Origin of the sequence: Brevibacterium antiquum (genome assembly GCF_016107655.1) — a bacterium.
GTDB classification, from domain to species: Bacteria; Actinomycetota; Actinomycetes; order Actinomycetales; family Brevibacteriaceae; genus Brevibacterium; species Brevibacterium antiquum.
In genome coordinates this window covers 255,085-272,996 of sequence record NZ_JABASX010000003.1, presented here as the reverse complement: position 1 = coordinate 272,996, position 17,912 = coordinate 255,085, and the positions used below count along the sequence as shown (strand labels likewise).

At 61.0% G+C, this 17,912-nt stretch carries 14 protein-coding genes and 4 tRNA genes; 17 read left to right on the top strand and 1 reads right to left on the bottom strand.

Annotation, left to right across the window (positions count from 1 at the left end):
- Window positions 1-9: 9 nt before the first annotated feature.
- Window positions 10-486: a TIGR02611 family protein gene (locus JFC13_RS06725; RefSeq protein WP_235351493.1), complete on the bottom strand. Its 477-nt coding sequence runs from the start codon at window positions 484-486 to the stop codon at window positions 10-12.
- 136 nt (window positions 487-622) lie between these two features.
- Between JFC13_RS06725 and JFC13_RS06720 the strand changes: the two genes are divergently transcribed.
- The 17 genes from JFC13_RS06720 (at window position 623) to secF (ending at window position 17,905) form a co-directional block, all read left to right on the top strand.
- Window positions 623-695, top strand: a tRNA-Gly gene (locus JFC13_RS06720).
- 26 nt (window positions 696-721) lie between these two features.
- Window positions 722-792: transfer RNA gene (locus JFC13_RS06715), tRNA-Cys, on the top strand.
- Between the two features lie 34 nt (window positions 793-826).
- Window positions 827-898 (top strand) — tRNA-Val (locus JFC13_RS06710).
- A gap of 36 nt (window positions 899-934) precedes the next feature.
- Window positions 935-1,006: transfer RNA gene (locus tag JFC13_RS06705), tRNA-Val, on the top strand.
- A 184-nt stretch (window positions 1,007-1,190) separates the two neighbouring features.
- Entirely contained in the window at window positions 1,191-2,543 is a 1,353-nt protein-coding gene (locus JFC13_RS06700; protein ID WP_232488277.1) for a DUF4190 domain-containing protein, read from the top strand.
- 185 nt (window positions 2,544-2,728) lie between these two features.
- The gene (gene thrS / locus JFC13_RS06695; protein WP_198396316.1) at window positions 2,729-4,735 is read left to right on the top strand and encodes a threonine--tRNA ligase; all 2,007 of its coding nucleotides are present in this window, start codon (window positions 2,729-2,731) and stop codon (window positions 4,733-4,735) included.
- Entirely contained in the window at window positions 4,732-5,331 is a 600-nt protein-coding gene (locus JFC13_RS06690; protein ID WP_198396315.1) for an HIT family protein, read from the top strand. Before thrS ends, JFC13_RS06690 begins: the two co-directional genes overlap by 4 nt.
- On the top strand, window positions 5,328-7,349 hold the full coding sequence (locus JFC13_RS06685; RefSeq protein ID WP_198396314.1) for an alpha/beta hydrolase family protein: 2,022 nt from the start codon (window positions 5,328-5,330) through the stop codon (window positions 7,347-7,349). The genes JFC13_RS06690 and JFC13_RS06685 overlap by 4 nt, the downstream gene beginning before the upstream one ends.
- Before the next feature lie 224 nt (window positions 7,350-7,573).
- Complete coding sequence (locus JFC13_RS06680; protein WP_232488276.1) at window positions 7,574-8,053, top strand: NUDIX hydrolase; 480 nt, start codon at window positions 7,574-7,576, stop codon at window positions 8,051-8,053.
- Window positions 8,054-8,202: 149 nt separating this feature from the next.
- Window positions 8,203-8,955 carry a YebC/PmpR family DNA-binding transcriptional regulator gene (locus tag JFC13_RS06675; RefSeq protein ID WP_198396313.1) on the top strand — a complete coding sequence of 251 codons (753 nt, stop codon included), beginning with the start codon at window positions 8,203-8,205 and terminating at the stop codon, window positions 8,953-8,955.
- A 21-nt stretch (window positions 8,956-8,976) separates the two neighbouring features.
- Window positions 8,977-9,573, top strand: coding sequence for a crossover junction endodeoxyribonuclease RuvC (gene ruvC, locus JFC13_RS06670; RefSeq protein WP_198396312.1), 597 nt, complete (start codon window positions 8,977-8,979; stop codon window positions 9,571-9,573).
- A gap of 271 nt (window positions 9,574-9,844) precedes the next feature.
- Window positions 9,845-11,971 carry an HNH endonuclease signature motif containing protein gene (locus JFC13_RS06665; RefSeq protein ID WP_232488275.1) on the top strand — a complete coding sequence of 709 codons (2,127 nt, stop codon included), beginning with the start codon at window positions 9,845-9,847 and terminating at the stop codon, window positions 11,969-11,971.
- A 131-nt stretch (window positions 11,972-12,102) separates the two neighbouring features.
- The gene (gene ruvA, locus JFC13_RS06660) at window positions 12,103-12,699 is read left to right on the top strand and encodes a Holliday junction branch migration protein RuvA (RefSeq protein WP_235351498.1); all 597 of its coding nucleotides are present in this window, start codon (window positions 12,103-12,105) and stop codon (window positions 12,697-12,699) included.
- 56 nt (window positions 12,700-12,755) lie between these two features.
- Window positions 12,756-13,799, top strand: a complete 1,044-nt coding sequence (gene ruvB, locus JFC13_RS06655; protein ID WP_198396481.1) for a Holliday junction branch migration DNA helicase RuvB — start codon at window positions 12,756-12,758, stop codon at window positions 13,797-13,799.
- An 81-nt stretch (window positions 13,800-13,880) separates the two neighbouring features.
- Window positions 13,881-14,489, top strand: coding sequence for a preprotein translocase subunit YajC (locus JFC13_RS06650; protein WP_332839354.1), 609 nt, complete (start codon window positions 13,881-13,883; stop codon window positions 14,487-14,489).
- Window positions 14,490-14,522: 33 nt separating this feature from the next.
- On the top strand, window positions 14,523-16,892 hold the full coding sequence (gene secD / locus JFC13_RS06645; protein WP_332839353.1) for a protein translocase subunit SecD: 2,370 nt from the start codon (window positions 14,523-14,525) through the stop codon (window positions 16,890-16,892).
- Complete coding sequence (gene secF / locus JFC13_RS06640) at window positions 16,889-17,905, top strand: protein translocase subunit SecF (protein ID WP_198396310.1); 1,017 nt, start codon at window positions 16,889-16,891, stop codon at window positions 17,903-17,905. Before secD ends, secF begins: the two co-directional genes overlap by 4 nt.
- Window positions 17,906-17,912: the final 7 nt, after the last annotated feature.

Genomic DNA, 17,912 nt, shown 5'->3' with positions numbered 1-17,912 from the left:
GCGTCAGCGCTACTGCAGCTCGAGGTATTTGAGGACCTCGAGTTCGGGCACCCAGTCGGGGAGTCCGATGATCCTGAACGCGGCCCAGACGATGACGGCAACGAATACCGCTGTGACCGCAGCGAGCGTCCAGCGCACCCAGACCGGCTGCGCCATGACCCAGTGCGTCCATTTCTCCACATTGAGGCGGACGAAGCGCAGAATCCGCTGCGCCCAACGGAACTCGCTGGAGATGACGAACAGTCCGATGATGACGATGAGCCACCCCGGGCCCGGAAACGGCACGAGCACCAGACCGATGAGCACGATGAGGCTGCCCACTCCGCCGACGATGGTCCGATAGAGCCGTGCCGTGTGCGGGTTGGCCATGACGGTTCTGCGCCAGCGCAGGAAGCTCAGACGCGTTTTGCGCCAGGGGCGCACGCCTTGTTTGTGATGGCGTGACAGCCACCCTGTGGGGCGCTTGTCCTGGGGATCGTCGTTCACTCTTCCAATATAAGTCGATGAGTCTGAAAGCTCGATTTGCGTGTGTGACCACGATCACTCGGATCTGATTTTGCATGGACCGCCACCTGCGTATAGAGTTGTATCTCGTTGCCAGGGAAACCGGGCAGCGAGAAATGCGGATGTGGCTCAGCTGGTAGAGCATCACCTTGCCAAGGTGAGGGTCGCGGGTTCGAATCCCGTCATCCGCTCGAAGGCGTCATGGCACTGCCTTGATGGTGGCGTGGCCGAGAGGCGAGGCAGCGGCCTGCAAAGCCGTATACACGGGTTCGAATCCCGTCGCCACCTCGGATTCGTCCAACGGTTCGCTGTTGGTGAGTCGGCGCGATTGGCGCAGCGGTAGCGCGCTTCCTTCACACGGAAGAGGTCACTGGTTCGATCCCAGTATCGCGCACGGGGACCTTGTGTTCCGGTGCAACAAATGAATAAGGCGCGATTGGCGCAGCGGTAGCGCGCTTCCCTGACACGGAAGAGGTCACTGGTTCGATCCCAGTATCGCGCACAGAAGAAGCCCCGAGTGACTCACTCGGGGCTTCGTGCATTCATCATCCGCGTCTTCAGCGCGATGAGCTCGGCCCCGATGTGTCGGGCGTGTGTCAGGACTGCCACGTGAATGCCATGGGGAAAGCGATACATTAACTAGTACGCTAGTGACGGTAACCATCGACGAAGACTTCGGAGCACTCATGTCTACTCCTCAGAACCCGTACGAACCGAATAACGGTTCTGGAAATCAGAACCCGAACGGTCAGGGCCCCGACAACCAGCCGCCCAACGCTCCTGGTTATTCGGGTGATCAGAACAACGGCGAGCAGCCACCGCAGTACGGTTCGCAGCCACCGCAGTACGGTTCGCAGAGCAACGGACAGCAGGCACCACAATACGGCTCGCAGAACGATCCGAATCAGCAGCCCCAGTACGGCTCGCAACCCCAGTACGGGTCGCAGCCCCAGTACGGCCAGCCGAACAACACGGGTGCTCCAAGCTACGATCAGAGCCAGGGCGGCTACGACCCCAACGCTCAGGGTTACAACCCCAATGCGCAGGGTTACAACCAGGATCCCTACAGCCAGGATCCCTACAGCCAGAACCAGGGCGGCTACGGTCAGGGCTACGACCCCAACGTGCAGGGCTATGACGCGAACCAGTACGGCCAGCAGCCCGCTTACGTCGGTGCGGACGGTTCTTCTGACCAGTTCATCCCAGCCAACCCCAATGCGAGCTACGGTTCGTATTCGGCAGGTTCGGGGAACAACAAGTCGAAGAACATCTGGGGAATCCTCGCGTTGGTCGGTGGTATTGCCGGCATCGTCCTGTCCATCTTCTTCGGCATCGGATTCATCTTCGGCGTTGCCGGCGTGATCTTCGCCTTCGTCGGTCTGTCCGCGATCAAGAAGGGGTTGGCCAACAACAAGGGCATGACCATCACCGGCATGATCCTCAGCTTCGTCGCCATCCTCTTCTCGATCATCTCGGTCATCGTCACCTTGATCTTCGGCGGTATGTTCCTCACCGCTGTAGGCGAGGCCGCTGACGAGCAGTCCTCATCCGCAGCTCCGGTTCAGGGCCCCTCTGGTCCTGCCCAGGACCCCAGCCAGGGCGCAGGCTCGTCTGACGGCAGTGAAGCGGCGGCTCCTCCGGTCGAGAGCGGCGGCGTCGAGGTCGGCACCGACGTGACGGCTGCAGTCGCCGTGAAATCGGGTACTGCGTCCGAGTATGCCGCAGGTGCCGAAAGCAGCAATGGCGAGATCGCGATCGTGACCGTGACCGCCAAGAACAGTGGAAGCTCCGACGTTGATCTTTCGCTTGCACGGTTCACCGCCGACAATGGTGCGGGCAAGGAATATGAGGATGTGTTCGACGCCTCCAAATACAAGGGCGCCTACCCCTTCTCTGACCCAATCCCGGCTGGAGGCGAAGAGACCGTCGAACTCGCATTCGCAGTTCCGTCGGCCGAGGTCGACAAGGTCCACCTGAAGCTCTCCATGAGCGAAGATCTGGGCAAGGGCAAGGACTTCGAGTTCAGCAAGGCCGCGTGATACGGCTCGGGACGACGCTCCGATCCCGACTGACGTAGGCGCGAACCGCGCGGACATCGAAAACTGCATATGATTCACCAGTTGGGTGGCGGTCTCATGACTGCCACCCAACTGATTTCGCACCGCCGATTTGGTATTAGACTCGAGTGGCGAGACACCCTAGAACAGACGAACGGAGAAGATCAGTGGCAGACAGCATTGACTGCGCGGGAGAGACCATTCCTTGGAAACAGGGACTGACCGGCACGGAGATCTTCTCCACGGACCGCACGGTCGTTGCAATGTGGCTCGACGGGCAGCCTGTCGACCTCAGCCGCGAACTTTCCGCTGGTGACAAGGTCGCTCCGATTGCCATCGATTCCCCCGCAGGTCTCGACATCCTGCGCCACTCGGCCGCACACGTCACCGCCCAGGCCGTCCAGGACCTGTTCCCAGACGCGAAGCTCGGCATCGGGCCCTACATCACAGACGGCTACTACTTCGACTTCGATGTCGCAGAGCCCTTCACCCCGGAAGATCTCAAGGCGATCCAGAAGAAGGCCGCCCAGATCGTGAAGTCCGGTCAGACCTTCAATCGTGTCGTCGTCGACGAGTCGGAAGCACGCGAGCGCATGGCGAATGAGCCCTACAAACTCGAACTCATCTCTGACAAGGGCGCAGGCTCCGACGACTCGGCCTCCGTCGAGGTCGGCGCAGGTGAACTCACCGTCTACGAGAACCGTGACCGCAAGGGCGAAATCGTGTGGCAGGATCTCTGCCGCGGACCGCACCTGCCCACTACCAAACTGATCGGCAACGGGTTCGCGGTCACCCGCTCCTCGGCGGCCTATTGGCGCGGAGACCAGGCCAATGCGAGCCTGCAGCGCGTCTACGGCACCGCCTGGGCCTCGAAGGAGGATCTCAAGGCCCACCAGGATCGCCTCGCCGAGGCAGAACGGCGTGACCACCGCAAGCTCGGTGCCGAACTCGACCTGTTCTCGTTCCCCGAGGAGCTCGGCTCCGGTCTGCCCGTCTTCCATTCCAAGGGCGGAGTCATCAAGCGCGAGATGGAGGACTACGTCCGCGCCCGCCACATCGAAGAGGGCTTCGAATACGTCGGCACCCCGCACATCTCGAAGGAAGCCCTCTACTACACCTCCGGGCACCTGCCGTACTACGGCGAGAACATGTTCCCGCCGATCTCCGTCGACGAGGTCCGCGACGAATCCGGGGAGATCGTCAAGGAGGGCACCCCCTACCGTCTCAAGGCGATGAACTGCCCGATGCACAACCTCATCTTCCGTTCGCGTGGACGCTCCTATCGCGAGCTTCCCCTGCGTCTCTTCGAATTCGGCACGGTGTACCGTGACGAGGCCTCCGGCGTCGTCCACGGCCTCACCCGTGTGCGCGCACTGACACAGGACGATTCGCACTCCTATGTGGCTCAGGAGGACGCAGCGAAGGAGATCCGTCACCTGCTCGAATTCGTCCTCAGCCTGCTGCGTGATTTCGGACTCGACGACTTCTACCTCGAACTCTCCACACGCGACGAAGACGGGAAGAAGAAGGACAAGTTCATCGGTTCGGATGAGCAGTGGGCAGAAGCCACTCAGGTCCTCGAGGAGGTTGCACGGGAGACCGGGCTCGAGCTGGTCCCCGATCCCGGCGGAGCCGCGTTCTACGGTCCGAAGGTCTCCGTCCAGGCCCGCGATGCCATCGGCCGGACCTGGCAGATGTCGACCGTGCAGCTCGACTTCAACCAGCCGGAGCGCTTCGGCCTGGAATACCAGGCCGCCGACGGCACCCGCAAGCAGCCGGTGATGATCCACTCGGCGAAGTTCGGGTCCATCGAACGGTTCATGGGTGTGCTCATCGAACACTATGCGGGCGCGTTCCCCGTCTGGCTGGCACCGGTCCAGGTCACTTGCATCCCCGTGGCCGAGGAGTTCAACGACTACCTCGCCGAGGTGGCCGCACAGCTGCGGGCAGCCGGTGTTCGCGTCGAGATCGATGACAGCGACGATCGGTTCCCGAAGAAGATCCGCAACGCCTCGAAGTCGAAGGTGCCCTTCGTGCTCATCGCCGGTGGGGAGGATCGCGACGCGAACGCCGTGTCGTTCCGTTTCCGCAACGGTGAGCAGGACAACGGCGTATCCGTCGCCGAGGCGGTCACCCGGATCGTCGAATCCATCGAAACCAAGGCCCAGGTATGACAGAGGACCCACACAACCGCCTCGGCGAGGGCAGGCCCGATCCTTGTGAAGGCATACCCGAACCCGAGGCGGCTGCGGGCTTCCCGGGGGAGCCCGATGGCTTCCAGCGGCTGTGGACTCCGCACCGGATGGTCTACATCGGAGGACAGGACAAACCCAAGCACTCCGGAGTCTCCGAGTGCCCGTTCTGCAGCGCACCGACGAAGTCCGATGAACAGGGCCTGATCGTGGCCCGCGGCGACGAAGTGTACGCAGTGCTGAATCTGTACCCGTACAACCCGGGCCACCTCCTCATCTGCCCTTATCGTCACGTCGCGGACTACACGGAGCTGACCGAGTCGGAGACGGCGGAACTCGCCCGATTCTCGCAGAAGGCCATGACTGTGATTCGCGCCGTATCATCCCCGGACGGCTTCAACCTGGGAATGAACCAAGGCCCCGTGGCAGGTGCCGGAATCGCCGCACACCTCCACCAGCACATTGTGCCCAGATGGGGCGGGGACTCGAACTTCCTGCCCGTCGTGGCACAGACCAAGGCTCTGCCGCAGGTGCACGCCGACGTGCAGGCAGCGCTGTCAAAGGAATGGAACAGATGAACCCCGAAGATCTCGACTCTCTCGCCGAGTACTCATCCCCACTGCTGCGCGGCAGCGAAGCCGTCATCACGATCACCCGCCCCGACCTTGAGTCGAACAGCTACCTCTCGCAGCTCTTCGCTCTGTCGGGGGAGACCTCGAGACGGCTGACCCACAACTGGCGAGACTTCGCCCCCGAAGTTCGCAGCACTTGGTCCGGATATCTGAGTGCGGCCAAGAAGGAATCAGCCCAGCTGTTCGTCGGCTCCAGCCTCGAGACGGCACATCGGATCACGGACAACCACCTCGGCGTCTCCGAGTTCGCGCTCGACGATGAGGGCGCACGGGCACTCTACGTCGCGCGGGTGGCTGAACCTGGACGCTACGGCCAGGACGACGACATCCCCGCCGGCGAGGAAGCGCCACGGCGAATCACCTCGGCGGCCTACCTGAGCAATGGGCTGGGCTACACGAACGACCGTCCGGCGCGGGCCTTTCTGGTTGATCTCGTCGAGCCGGGACTGGGGAAGTCCGGCATCGCCGGCGGCGCCGAAGTCCCGTTGTCCACACTCCTGGAGTCCCCGGAGTCAGATCTCCACGATCCGCAGTTCTCACCGAGCGGCACCCGAGCCAGCGTGGTTTCCTCGGTGGCACCCGACCATGGCGAGCCCGACCTGCGAACGACGGTGTGGCTGCTTGGTGGAGACCATCCGGAGCCGCTGACGCTGCCGCGGATGAGTGTGAACCTGCACCGTTGGATCGACGATGAGACTGTGCTGCTCGTCGGCAACGAGCTGACCCGAGACGAACTCGACTTCGTCGGGCAGATGCCCGGGCTCTTCGTCCACGATCTGACCACCGGCTCGACACGACGCCTGACCGACCCGGAGACCGTCTCGGTCGCGTCAACGCGGCCACAGGTCGTCGATACCGCCGGAAACGCCTCAGATGCGGCCAAGGCTTCTGTCATCGCTGTCGTGGACACGGACGGAGCCTCACGGATCATCTCGATCGATGTGGATGCCGAGAAGCGGACGCTGGACGAACTGGATTTCCTCACGGATGACACAGCAGTGGTCAACGGCTTCGACGTTGACGGAGACAGTCTCGTCTGGACAGGGGAGACGCCCACGAACCCTGCTGTTCTCAACCGTGTGCGACTCTCCAGGTCCGGCGGAACATCCGCTGGCGACGGCGAGGCCCTCAGAGCACATCCTGCGCCCGCGAATTCCGTCCTCCCGCAGGTTCTTCGAGTCGACGGTGAGGGCGGGGCCATCACAGGGTGGCTGGCGAAGCCCAGCGGACCAGGCCCATTCCCCGTCATTCTCAACATCCACGGTGGACCGTTCGCGCAGTACACCCACGGGTGGTTCGACGAAACCCAGGTGCTCACCTCGGCAGGCTTTGCCGTGGTCTACGCGAACCCGCGCGGCTCCGGCGGACGCACCCGCGCATGGGGGACAGCTGTGCAGGGGAACATGGCGGCCCCGGCGATGGCAGACGTCCTTGCGGTCCTTGACCTCGCGTTGGCCGAGCATGCAGAACTCGACTCCACCCGCCTCGGCGTCCAGGGCGGTTCCTACGGCGGCTATCTCACCGCGATGATCACCGCTGCCGATCATCGCTTCCAGGCAGCCATCGTCGAACGCGGCTACCTGGACCCCGAGAGCTTCGTCGGCACCTCCGACATCGGACGGTTCTTCACCGAGGAGTACACCACCCGTGATCGGGAGGCCATTGCACGGCAGTCGCCTTTGGCGCACGCCTCGCAGGTGCGCACGCCCAGCCTGGTGATGCATTCGGAACTCGACTTCCGCTGTCCGCTCGAACAGGCTCAGCAGTACTATGCCGCGCTGCAACGGGCCGGTGTGGACACCGAAATGCTCATCTTCCCCGGAGAGAACCACGAACTCTCACGTTCGGGCCAGCCCCGCCACCGTCGGCAGCGCTTCGAAGCGATGCTCGACTGGTGGGACCAGCATCTGGGCGGAGCCGTCGATGCGGATCTCGACGGCCAGACCGCCTCGGCGATCAACTGAGCCGATGATCAACTCGACCGCCTCTGAGGCGATGCCCCAACCCCTCTTGCACCCGGCCAGAACACGTCCCAAGTCGGTGATTTCTCACATTGAACGTCACCAGCTTGGTCGTCTGGCCACTACCCGATATCGTTCTGTCGGTTACGATTGCGGTCTTGCCGGTTGCTTGCCGCTTCACTATTCTGCACACACTGCGTCCGTCCATCGTCAACTCCTGGAGAACCATGAAACCTCGTAAAGCCTCACGGGTCGTATTACTCAATGAGCGCGACGAGGTTCTCCTGATTCGAGCTCAGGACCTGCTCACGCCCACCCACCAGTGGTGGATGACCTGCGGCGGCGGTTCCGAACTCGGGGAGTCCGCGGCTCAGACAGCGGCCCGCGAACTCGCTGAGGAGACCGGGATCGAATGTGAACCCGGTGAGCTCATCGGACCCTTGGCGACCCGCGACGGAGTCTTCAAATTCACCGAACGGTCGCTGCATCAGCATGAGACCTACTTCGCATTCCGCACGAGCGAGGACATCGAACTCGAAGACGCTGTCTGGACGGACGTCGAGAAGCGCAGTCTGCTCGAATTCCGGTGGTGGTCGCGCGAAGAGCTGATGACTACGGCGGAGACGATCTACCCGAAGAATCTTCTCAGCCTCATGGATCTCGTCACGGCGGGCTCTGTGCCCGAGGTTCCCCTCGTCATCGACTGAGTGGGCCATCGTCTTCGGCTGAGTGGCCGCTCGTCGTCAGCTGAGGGAACGTACCGCATGAGCGGGGAGCTGCTACGTGCGGCACAGCGCACATAACGGTGTGCTGAGCGTATAGACTCTAGGGGCTGTATCTATAGGAAGGAACACCAGTGTCAGGTCATTCCAAGTGGGCAACGACTAAGCACAAAAAAGCTGCCATCGACTCCAAGAGAGCCAAGCTCTTTGCCAAGCTGATCAAGAACATCGAGGTTGCTGCTCGCAACGGTGGGCCTGATCTCGAAGGCAACCCGACGCTGTTCGACGCGGTTCAGAAGGCGAAGAAGAACTCGGTTCCTGCCGACAACATCACCCGCGCGGTCAAGCGCGGCGGTGGTCTCGACGGCTCTGCCGTGAACTACGAGAACATTCTGTACGAAGGATACGCCGCCGGCGGTGTCGCCCTCCTCATCGAATGCCTGACCGACAACCGCAACCGTGCGGCCTCCGAAGTCCGCGTGGCAGTCACGCGCAACGGCGGCACCATGGCAGACCCAGGATCGGTCACCTACAACTTCGACCGCAAGGGCGTCATCATCGTTCCTGCTGAGGGCACCGACGAGGACTCGATCGTCCTGGCCACCCTCGACGCCGGCGCCGAAGAGGTCAAGGACGAAGGCGAGAACTTCGAGATCATCTGCGAGGCCACCGACCTCGTCGCTGTGCGCACAGCGCTTGTCGATGCAGGAATCGACTATGACTCGGCCGAGGCATCCTTCGTGCCCGGGATCGAAGTCAGCTTGGACGCGGACACCGCCAGCAAGGTCTTCAACCTCATCGATGCGCTCGAAGACAGTGACGAAGTTCAGAACGTCTATTCCAATGCTGATGTCAGCGACGAGGTTCTTGCCGAACTTGATTCCTGATGAGACCGGATATGGTTACTGATGAGAATCCTCGGCGTTGATCCTGGTCTGACCCGGTGCGGGCTGGGTGTCATCGACACCCTGCCCGCCCGTAAGGCCACTATGGTTTCCGTCGATGTGCTGCGCACGCCGTCCGCGGACTCCGTGGATCTGCGTCTGGGCGCCCTCGCCGAGGCATTCGACAGCTGGTTGGACACGTACCGTCCCGATGTCGTGGCCATTGAGCGTGTGTTTGCCCGCAATGATGTCTCCACGATTATGGGAACTGCCCAGGTGTCAGGCCTGACTATGGGCCTTGCCGCCAGGCGCGGACTGCCCGTTGCGATGCACACGCCCTCCGAGGTCAAAGCCGCCATCACCGGGTCCGGACGGGCTGATAAGAAGCAAGTCACGAACATGGTGACCCGGATACTTCAACTTGATGCGCCCCCGAAACCCGCCGATGCCGCGGATGCTCTCGCGATCGCGATCTGCCACTCATGGCGTGGAGCTCTCAGCGGGCAATCGACTCCTGGAGCGAACAAGGACCTGAACGAGCGCAAGAGCGCCGGACGTCAGGGCACGGGCCTGACGAAAGCTCAGGAGCAGTGGGCCAAGGCCCTTCGCAAAGCGAAGTAGCTGCGTAGCGAAGTGGCGTGACGGCTCAGCAGCGTTGCAGCGGTTGTGAGTGTCGCTGTCGGTCTGTTTGGCAGCCACTGAAGTCCGGTCGCTTCGCAGTTGTCATCGTTCCTTGGCCGCGTCCGGAAGTCTGCGAAACACAAGAGAGCAGAATCGAAGTGATGCTAAATATTCGGAAGGTAATCGAATATGCATCTATGAAATAACGGTTAGAGCGTATATAATCAGAATATACACGCAACACTGTTGTTGACGAATGGATGCTCAGACGATGACTCTCACTCCCGACCGGATGCCAGGAAAGAGCGGTAAGCGCTCACCTGGCACTGCCGCGAGTGAGTCGGCAAGAGGCCCGCAGGCATCTGGCGCGATTGCAGGGGAGTCCGCTGCAGGCCAGGATGGATCGTTGCCGGTGCCGGAGCCGGCAACGTTTCGTGAGCAGCTCGAGGCCGCCGGAATGGATCTGACGGGCAATCCTTTGGCAGAGAAGCTCGATTCGATTGCGGCAGTTCCAGCGACGCCCATTGAAAACCACGACGGTGACGATTCTGACCGGCACGGTGACGAGGGCGCCCATTGTGATGAGCAGGTTCTTCTCGGTGATTCCGAAGCAGATGCTCGGATGTCTGGGGCTCTCGTCGACGCGGAGCCATCCAACTCCGATGCTGGAACGCATAGTGATGGCGGTGGCACCGACCAGCCCTCGACCGCGGACGACGGTGATTCGACTGTCGTCGTGCCGCATCCACTTCTGTCGGATCTCGAATGGCGCGACCTCGACCGACTTGCCCCTGAGCTGACCCGCAGCATCGGTGAACTCAGCGTCCTCAAAGACGAACTGGCGAGATTCGAACGCCCCCTTGGACCTGATCACGCTATGACGGTCGTCAACGGGATCGAAACCGCCACTCGCATTCTCGAAGCGATGTCTGCTGTTGCTCTGTCAGTCTATGAAAGGTGCGGGACGCCTACCGACTACGGGGCGAAGACGACGAAGGCGCTGGTCCAGAACCGGTTGAACCTGACCGGCTATGAGGCCAACCGACGTGCCGAGCTTGCCAAGAACCTTGGCGGCCGCGTCTACATGACGGGACAGGCCAGAGAGCCCGTCAACCCGATCGTTGCCGAGGCTTTGCACTCGGGAGTGCTCTCGGCTGGTCAGGCCACGGCGATCAATGACTGTCTCTCCAAGCTGCCGATTTGGGTTTCCTCCACTGTTCGCGACAAAGTCGAAGCGGACCTCGTGGAGAAGGCACCACGTGTCCGAGTCGCAGACTTGAAAACGATCTTCGGTTCGATTCTGGACCGGATTGATCCCGACGGAGAAGAACCGAAGCTTCCACGGGATCGCTCGCGCTGTTACGTGAATGTGCGAGCCCGGGATGACGGCGACTGGGATCTCAGAGGCCTCCTGGACTCAGTCTCAGGAGGAATCCTCAACGGACTGCTGGCCTCGCGTATTCTGCCGGGTGGCAACTCGGAAAACGCGCAGAGCGCAAAGGGTTCGACGGAAACTCTGCAAACTCATGATGGCACCCGCACCACAGGTGGCACGCACTCGACTGTGAAAGACGAAGAGCCTGCCGAGCCTGAGTTCGACATCTTTCGAGCGGTTCTGGCCGGGGATGTCTCGGACGCGCCGTTGCCCCATGATCTGTCAGAGGACCGCCCTAATCTGCCAGAGGACCGCCCGGACTGGATTGACGATACAGGCGCTTCCGATTCGGCCGCTTCTGGGTTCTCGAGCTTCGGTGTCAGTGAAGACGGAACGCTGGTCGACACGAGTGCGAGTCAAGGAACAGTGCGCAATCGAATCTACGAACGATTCGCAACAATGATCTCCCGCGTCGAGATGGAGCGAATAGGACGCGGTTCACCATTCGCCTTGGTCGTCACCGCGAAGGCCGAAGACATCGCGACCGGAAAGGGACGCTCGATCACAGGGTGCGAAGCCGAATTTCCGATATCAACGGCGGCCAGCGAAGGTTTGAACGGATCAGTCTTCTTCCACCTCATGTCGGACAAAGCCAAAACGATGGAAATCGCCACCGAGGCTCGGTATGCCACGAACAGACAGGTGGCAGTTCTCGCAGCCAGAGACCAAGGCTGCACATTCCCCGGATGTGATGCACCGCCTGGATGGTGCGATGCGCACCACATTGTGCCGTGGGCTGACGAGGGCAGGACCGACATCAACAATCTCACGTTGGCATGCGGACTGCATCACCACCTGATCGACAAATCGGACTGGTATGCCCGAATGCTTCACGACGGTCGACCTGCATGGATCCCGCCACCGAGCATTGATGTCGAACGGCGCCCGATCCTGCACTCCAGGTTCGTCGCACAGGAGATCATCGACGGGCTGTCCGACGGGACAGAAATTCCACCGCAATGATGCGCTGGTGATGTCTTCCGGGCTGTCCGCAACTGGCCGGAGCCTTGGTATCGTCGGTATGTCGAGTCAGGTACTCGGAGACTAACTGATAGCCTGGATTCGTACATGTGTTCCCACTCGAAAGGCAGGCCGTGATCAGTTTCCTCAGCGGTACGGTCCATCGCATCGCAGCTGACCACCTCGTCATTCTCACCTATGGTGTCGGACGCAGAGTCAACGTCACGCCGGATACCCTTTCAAGCACACGGCATGGTGCAGATATCGAACTCGTGACCACCCTGGTTGTGCGTGAAGACTCCATGACTCTCTTCGGCTTCGGAACAGAAGACGAGAACCACACGTTCGAAGTGCTGCTGTCGATCTCCGGAATCGGTCCCCGCCTGGCCATGGCGATCCTGTCGGTGATGGGACCGGGCGAACTGGCAGCCGCGATCTCGAATCAGGACGCCAACGCGCTGACTCGCGTACCAGGAATCGGCAAAAAAGGCGCCTCCCGAATCATCCTCGAACTCGAGAACAAACTGCCGAAGCTCTCCGCATCGGAGCCAGGGCCACAACTGTCGTTCGGCGGTGCGAATCAGCAGGTCGTTGACGCCCTGGTCGGTCTTGGCTGGAAAGAAGCACAGGCCGCAGACGTCGTGCAGGAAGTGGTCAATGATCTCGGCCAGAATGCGGGCACCTCGGCGCTTCTGAAGGCCTCACTCAAGGTTCTGGGTGCAAGGAAGTGACCAGCTCCTACGACAGTGGTGAGACCTCCTACGACGGTGGAACCAGCTCCTACGAAATGGAATTCGGTGATCAGGAGCTGACCGGCGCAGAAGAGGAGCGTTTGGTCTCGGGGCGCGCGGAGACCGCCGAACGCGATGCGGAAGCAGCGCTTCGTCCCAAAGGACTGCAGGACTTCATCGGCCAACCTCAGGTCCGTGAACAGCTGTCCCTCGTGCTCGATGCTGCGAAAGCACGGAACAGGGCCCCCGACCACGTGCTGCTCTCGGGGCCTCCCGGCCTGGGGAAGACGACGCTGGCGATGATCATCGCGCATGAGATGCAGACGAGTCTGCGCGTCACCTCCGGGCCGGCAGTTCAGCATGCAGGAGATCTCGCGGCGATCCTCTCATCCTTGGAGGAAGGCGAAGTCCTCTTCATCGACGAAATCCATCGGATGGCTCGCGCCGCAGAAGAGATGCTCTATGTCGCGATGGAAGACTTCCGTGTCGATGTCATCGTCGGCAAAGGCCCCGGCGCCACAGCGATTCCGCTCGACCTGCCCCAGTTCACGATGGTCGGGGCTACGACTCGTTCCGGTCTGCTGCCCGCACCTCTGCGCGATCGGTTCGGATTCACCGGACTCCTGGACTTCTACTCAAGCGATGATCTCCTGACCGTGCTGAAGCGGTCAGCCCACATGCTCGGAATCGAAGCAGACCTTGCAGGTCTGAAGGAGATCTCAACCCGGTCTCGCGGCACTCCTCGAGTTGCCAACCGCCTCCTGCGAAGAGTCAGAGACTGGGCGCAAGTACGCGGAACCGGCATCATCGATGAGGCCGCAGCGCTCACAGCACTCAAGGTCTACGAAGTCGACGAACTCGGACTGGATCGTCTTGACCGTTCGGTGCTGCAGGTTCTGTGCAGACGTTTCGCCGGGGGGCCGGTCGGCCTTGGAACCATCGCTGTTTCGGTCGGAGAAGAGGCCGACACCGTTGAAACCGTATCGGAACCCTACCTTGTGCGAGAAGGACTCATCAGCCGCACTCCGCGCGGTCGAGTTGCGACGTCAGCAGCGTGGAAGCACCTTGGGATGCAGATCCCAGCAAACTATGAGTTCTGATCCCGGCAATTGAGTTCGCCTTGAGTACTGAGTACGAACTAAGGTAGTGGACTGGTTCGTTCTTATGAAAGGTAGATACCTGTGGATTTATTGATCCCTCTCGCGCTTGCAGCGTTGCTTATTTTTTTCCTATTCAATTCTCGGCGTAAGCAGAAGGCGCGTGCAGAGCAGATCAAGACGGGACTCGTCCCCGGGGCTACCGTGATGACGACGTTCGGCGTCTTCGGCACGGTCCTGTCCATCGACGATGAAAACAACCAGGTCACCCTCGAGTCGGGCCCCGGCACCGTACTGCGCGTTCACCGTCAGGCAATCGGTCAGATCAATAACCCTGAAACCGAAGGTGCTGCCACCGGCGGTGCTGTTGCAGGATCTGCCGACGTTGCCGAAGACGCTGAGAGCACGGATACCCCGGCGATCACCGACGCAGAACTCGACGCTATGAATGAGCGTAAGCGGGCCGAGAACACCGATAAGGATGCGGACCTTCCAGCAGACGACGTGGTTGACTCCGACACCGGACTGAACACGGATGCTGATCAGCCCAAGGCCGACGATGCAGACTCCGTCATCGGCGACGATGCTCCCGGGTCTGAGCGTGCCGACGACGTCGTGGATGGTTCCGGTGACACCGATGCTGGCACATCAGGCACCGATTCTTCCGATCCTGAGAACAACAAGAAGAACTGACTTCGCTCACTGCACTCAATCGAAAGCTGAAACGTGTCCGATATTGAAGAAAAGCCACGTCCTGGTTTGCGCTTCGTGTGGCTGTCGATCATCGCTGCACTGCTCCTCGGCATCATTGCCGGCGGTGTCGTATGGTCAGATGCCACGACCACCCCGAAGCTCGCACTCGACCTCGAGGGCGGAACCTCGATCATCCTGGAGCCCCAGGTTTCAGAGGACACGGACATCAGCAAGGAGCAGCTTGACCAAGCTGTGTCGATCATTCGACAGCGTGTAGACTCGACCGGTGTCTCTGAAGCCGAGATCACGACCCAAGGCGATCGCAACATCATTGTGAACCTGCCGGGCAACCCGGACGAGGAGACACGCAACCTGGTCCGTTCTTCCGCGCAGCTCGTCTTCCGTCGAGTCGCACTCGTCGGTGATCCTCGTTCCCAGGAGGATATCCAGAAGGAACAGGAGAAGAGCGGCGGGGGAGAGCAGCAGGACCCCTCCGAAGGACTCACCGACGAGGAGAAGAAGCGGCTCGAAGATCTCACCGGTGCCGGTGCACAGGCGGATGCCGGTGCACAGGGCGACGGCAGCGGCCAGGGCGGCGCTGGAGCACAGGGCCAGGACAGCGGGGATGCGCCTGCAGGTGGCGGCGAAGTTGCCAAGACCGGTGGCGGCGATGTTGCCAAGGCCGGCGGCGGCGATGTCGCCAACGCCGGTGGCAACGTTCCCGGACCGGCAGGCAAGGACGCTGAGAAATCCGGAGACAAGAGCGGCCAAAAGGCGACCGAAGCGAGCGGGTCCGGCAAGGGCGACGACACGAAGGTCACTGATTCGACGCCGCGACCGCTCTTCGACCCTGAGAAGGACGTCGACAAGTGGCAGACCGAGTCCATCATCAAGAAGTACTCGGAGCTCGACTGCACCGATCCGAAGAATCGGACCGGTGGACAGCAGCAGCCCGCCGATGAACCGGTTGTCGCCTGTGGCAAGGATGGAGAGGCCAAGTACATTCTGGGCCCCGTTGAACTCTCGGGCGAACACCTCGCGGATGCCAACTTCGGCTACGCTGCGGGCGCCAACGGAGTGCAGACCAACCAGCCTGCGGTGAACCTCAAGTTCGACAGCGTCGGGCGTGAGATCTTCAAGCAGATCACCTCGGACATCACCGGTAAGCAGCAGCCGTACAACCAGTTCGCCATCGCTCTTGACGGGAACGTGCTTTCGGCCCCGACATCGAACGCAGCGATCACTGACGGCAACGCCGAGATCTCGGGCAATTTCACTCTTGACGAGGCACAGACCCTGGCCGACCAGCTCAAGAACGGCTCCCTGCCGTTGAGCTTCCAGGTCCAGAGCGAGGACCAGATTTCGCCGACATTGGGGTCCAACTACCTCAACATCGGCCTTCTCACCGGCCTCGTCGGACTCATCCTCGTCGTCATCTATTCGCTCCTGCAGTACCGAGTGCTCGGCCTCGTCACGGTCTCGAGTCTTGTTGTCGCCGGCGTGCTGACTTATCTCCTGCTACTTCTGGCTTCGTGGAGATACGGTTATCGACTGTCTCTGGCAGGTGTCGCCGGTATCATCATCGGCATCGGCATGGCGGCGGACTCGTTCATCGTCTACTTCGAACGAGTCAGAGACGAATTGCGCAGCGGCAGAAATCTGCTCTCGGCGGTCGAAGTCGGTTGGGATCGTGCCAAACGCACCATCTGGGCGTCCAAGGCAGTGAATATGCTCGCCGCGGTCATCCTCTACATCCTGGCTGTCGGGTCCGTGCGCGGGTTCGCCTTCACCCTGGGCCTGACGGTGATCATCGACGTTCTCATCGTCTTCCTGTTCACGCACCCCATGTTGGAAGTGCTCGCACGCACCAAGTTCTTCGGTCAGGGCCATCCGATGTCCGGTATGGATCCGAGGCTGTTGGGTGTCAAGCCCGCTGCCTACCGTGGCGCTCTGAACCTCAGCATCGACGACGACGAGAAGTCGCCGGAGGCACGCAGACGGGAGAAGGCTCGAAACCGGAAGGCAGGAATGTCCTCCGACGCCGAGGCGGATTCGGTCGAGGAGTCGACTCTCGAGTCGACATCCTCGTCGTCTGAATCCTCGTCTGCATCGTCGAGGTCGAAGTCCGGTACCGGATCCGAATCATCCAGCCAGTCTCGTGGCACGACGACGACCAAACGGTCGAAGAAGTCTCGGTCCACCGATTCTGAGGAGGTATCTGATTCCGACGAAGGCTCTGACTCCACAGGGCCAGCCGATGAAACCACCGAGAAGAAGGCGAAGAAGAAGACCACGTCTGCGACGAACTCGGCACGAACTGGTGGCACGATCGCAGAGCGGAAGGCGGCTGCGAAGAAGGCCGCCGAAGATTCTGCCGACAATGGCAAGGAGGCAGACAAGTGAAACGGTTCTTTGCCTGGGGCAACCGGCTCCACAACGGTGAGTCATCAATTCCCTTCGTCGGGAAGGCCAAACTCTGGCTGCTGATCACCGGCGCTCTGGTTCTACTGTCATTGCTCGTCCCATTGATCGCAGGATTCAACTTCGGTATTGCCTTCAAGGGCGGATCGCAGTTCCAGGTCGACCACGTCTCGGACACCGCGCCGGCCAAGGGCGAAGACATCGTCGCTGGGGTCGTGGACAAATCCGAACCACGTCTGACTCCTACGAGCGATACAGCTGTGAAGATCGAGACGAACCAGCTCAGCGATGACGAGATGCAGGACGTCCGTGACGCTCTTGTGAGCGGATACGACGTCAAGGCAGAAGACGTCACATCTACGTTTGTCGGCCCCGAGTGGGGCCAGGATGTGACAGAGAAGATGATCCGCGCTCTTGTCATCTTCGTCGGCATCGCAATGATCGTCATGGCGCTGTACTTCCGGACGTGGAAGATGTCTCTGGCCGCAATCGTCGGGCTGTTTGTCGTCATGATCATCACGACGGGCATCTATTCCGCGACAGGATTCGAAATCACTCCGGAGGCTGTGATCGGATTCCTGACGGTCTTGAGCTTTTCGCTCTACGACACTGTGGTGGTCTTCGATAAGATCAGAGAGAATACGACTCGGTTCAAGGATAAACGCAATCTGAAATTCTCCGAGCTGGTCAACCTCGGCGTCAATCAGACAACGGTTCGTTCGATCAATACCTCTGTCGTGTCGGTGCTCCCGATCGCATCGATTCTGTTCATCGGTGTCTTCCTGCTCGGCGCGGGAACTCTGGTCGACATCTCACTGTCGCTGTTCATCGGTACGATTGTGGCAGCAGCTTCGACGTTGTTCGTCGCCAGCCCCCTTTATGCCCTCCTGCGGGCAAATGAACCCGCGGTCAAGGAACAGGAAGAGGCAGTGCGTGAACTACGCTTGAAGAATGGAGCAGAAGATGTTCCACCGGTGATTCACGCCGAGGTCTGAGCAGAAA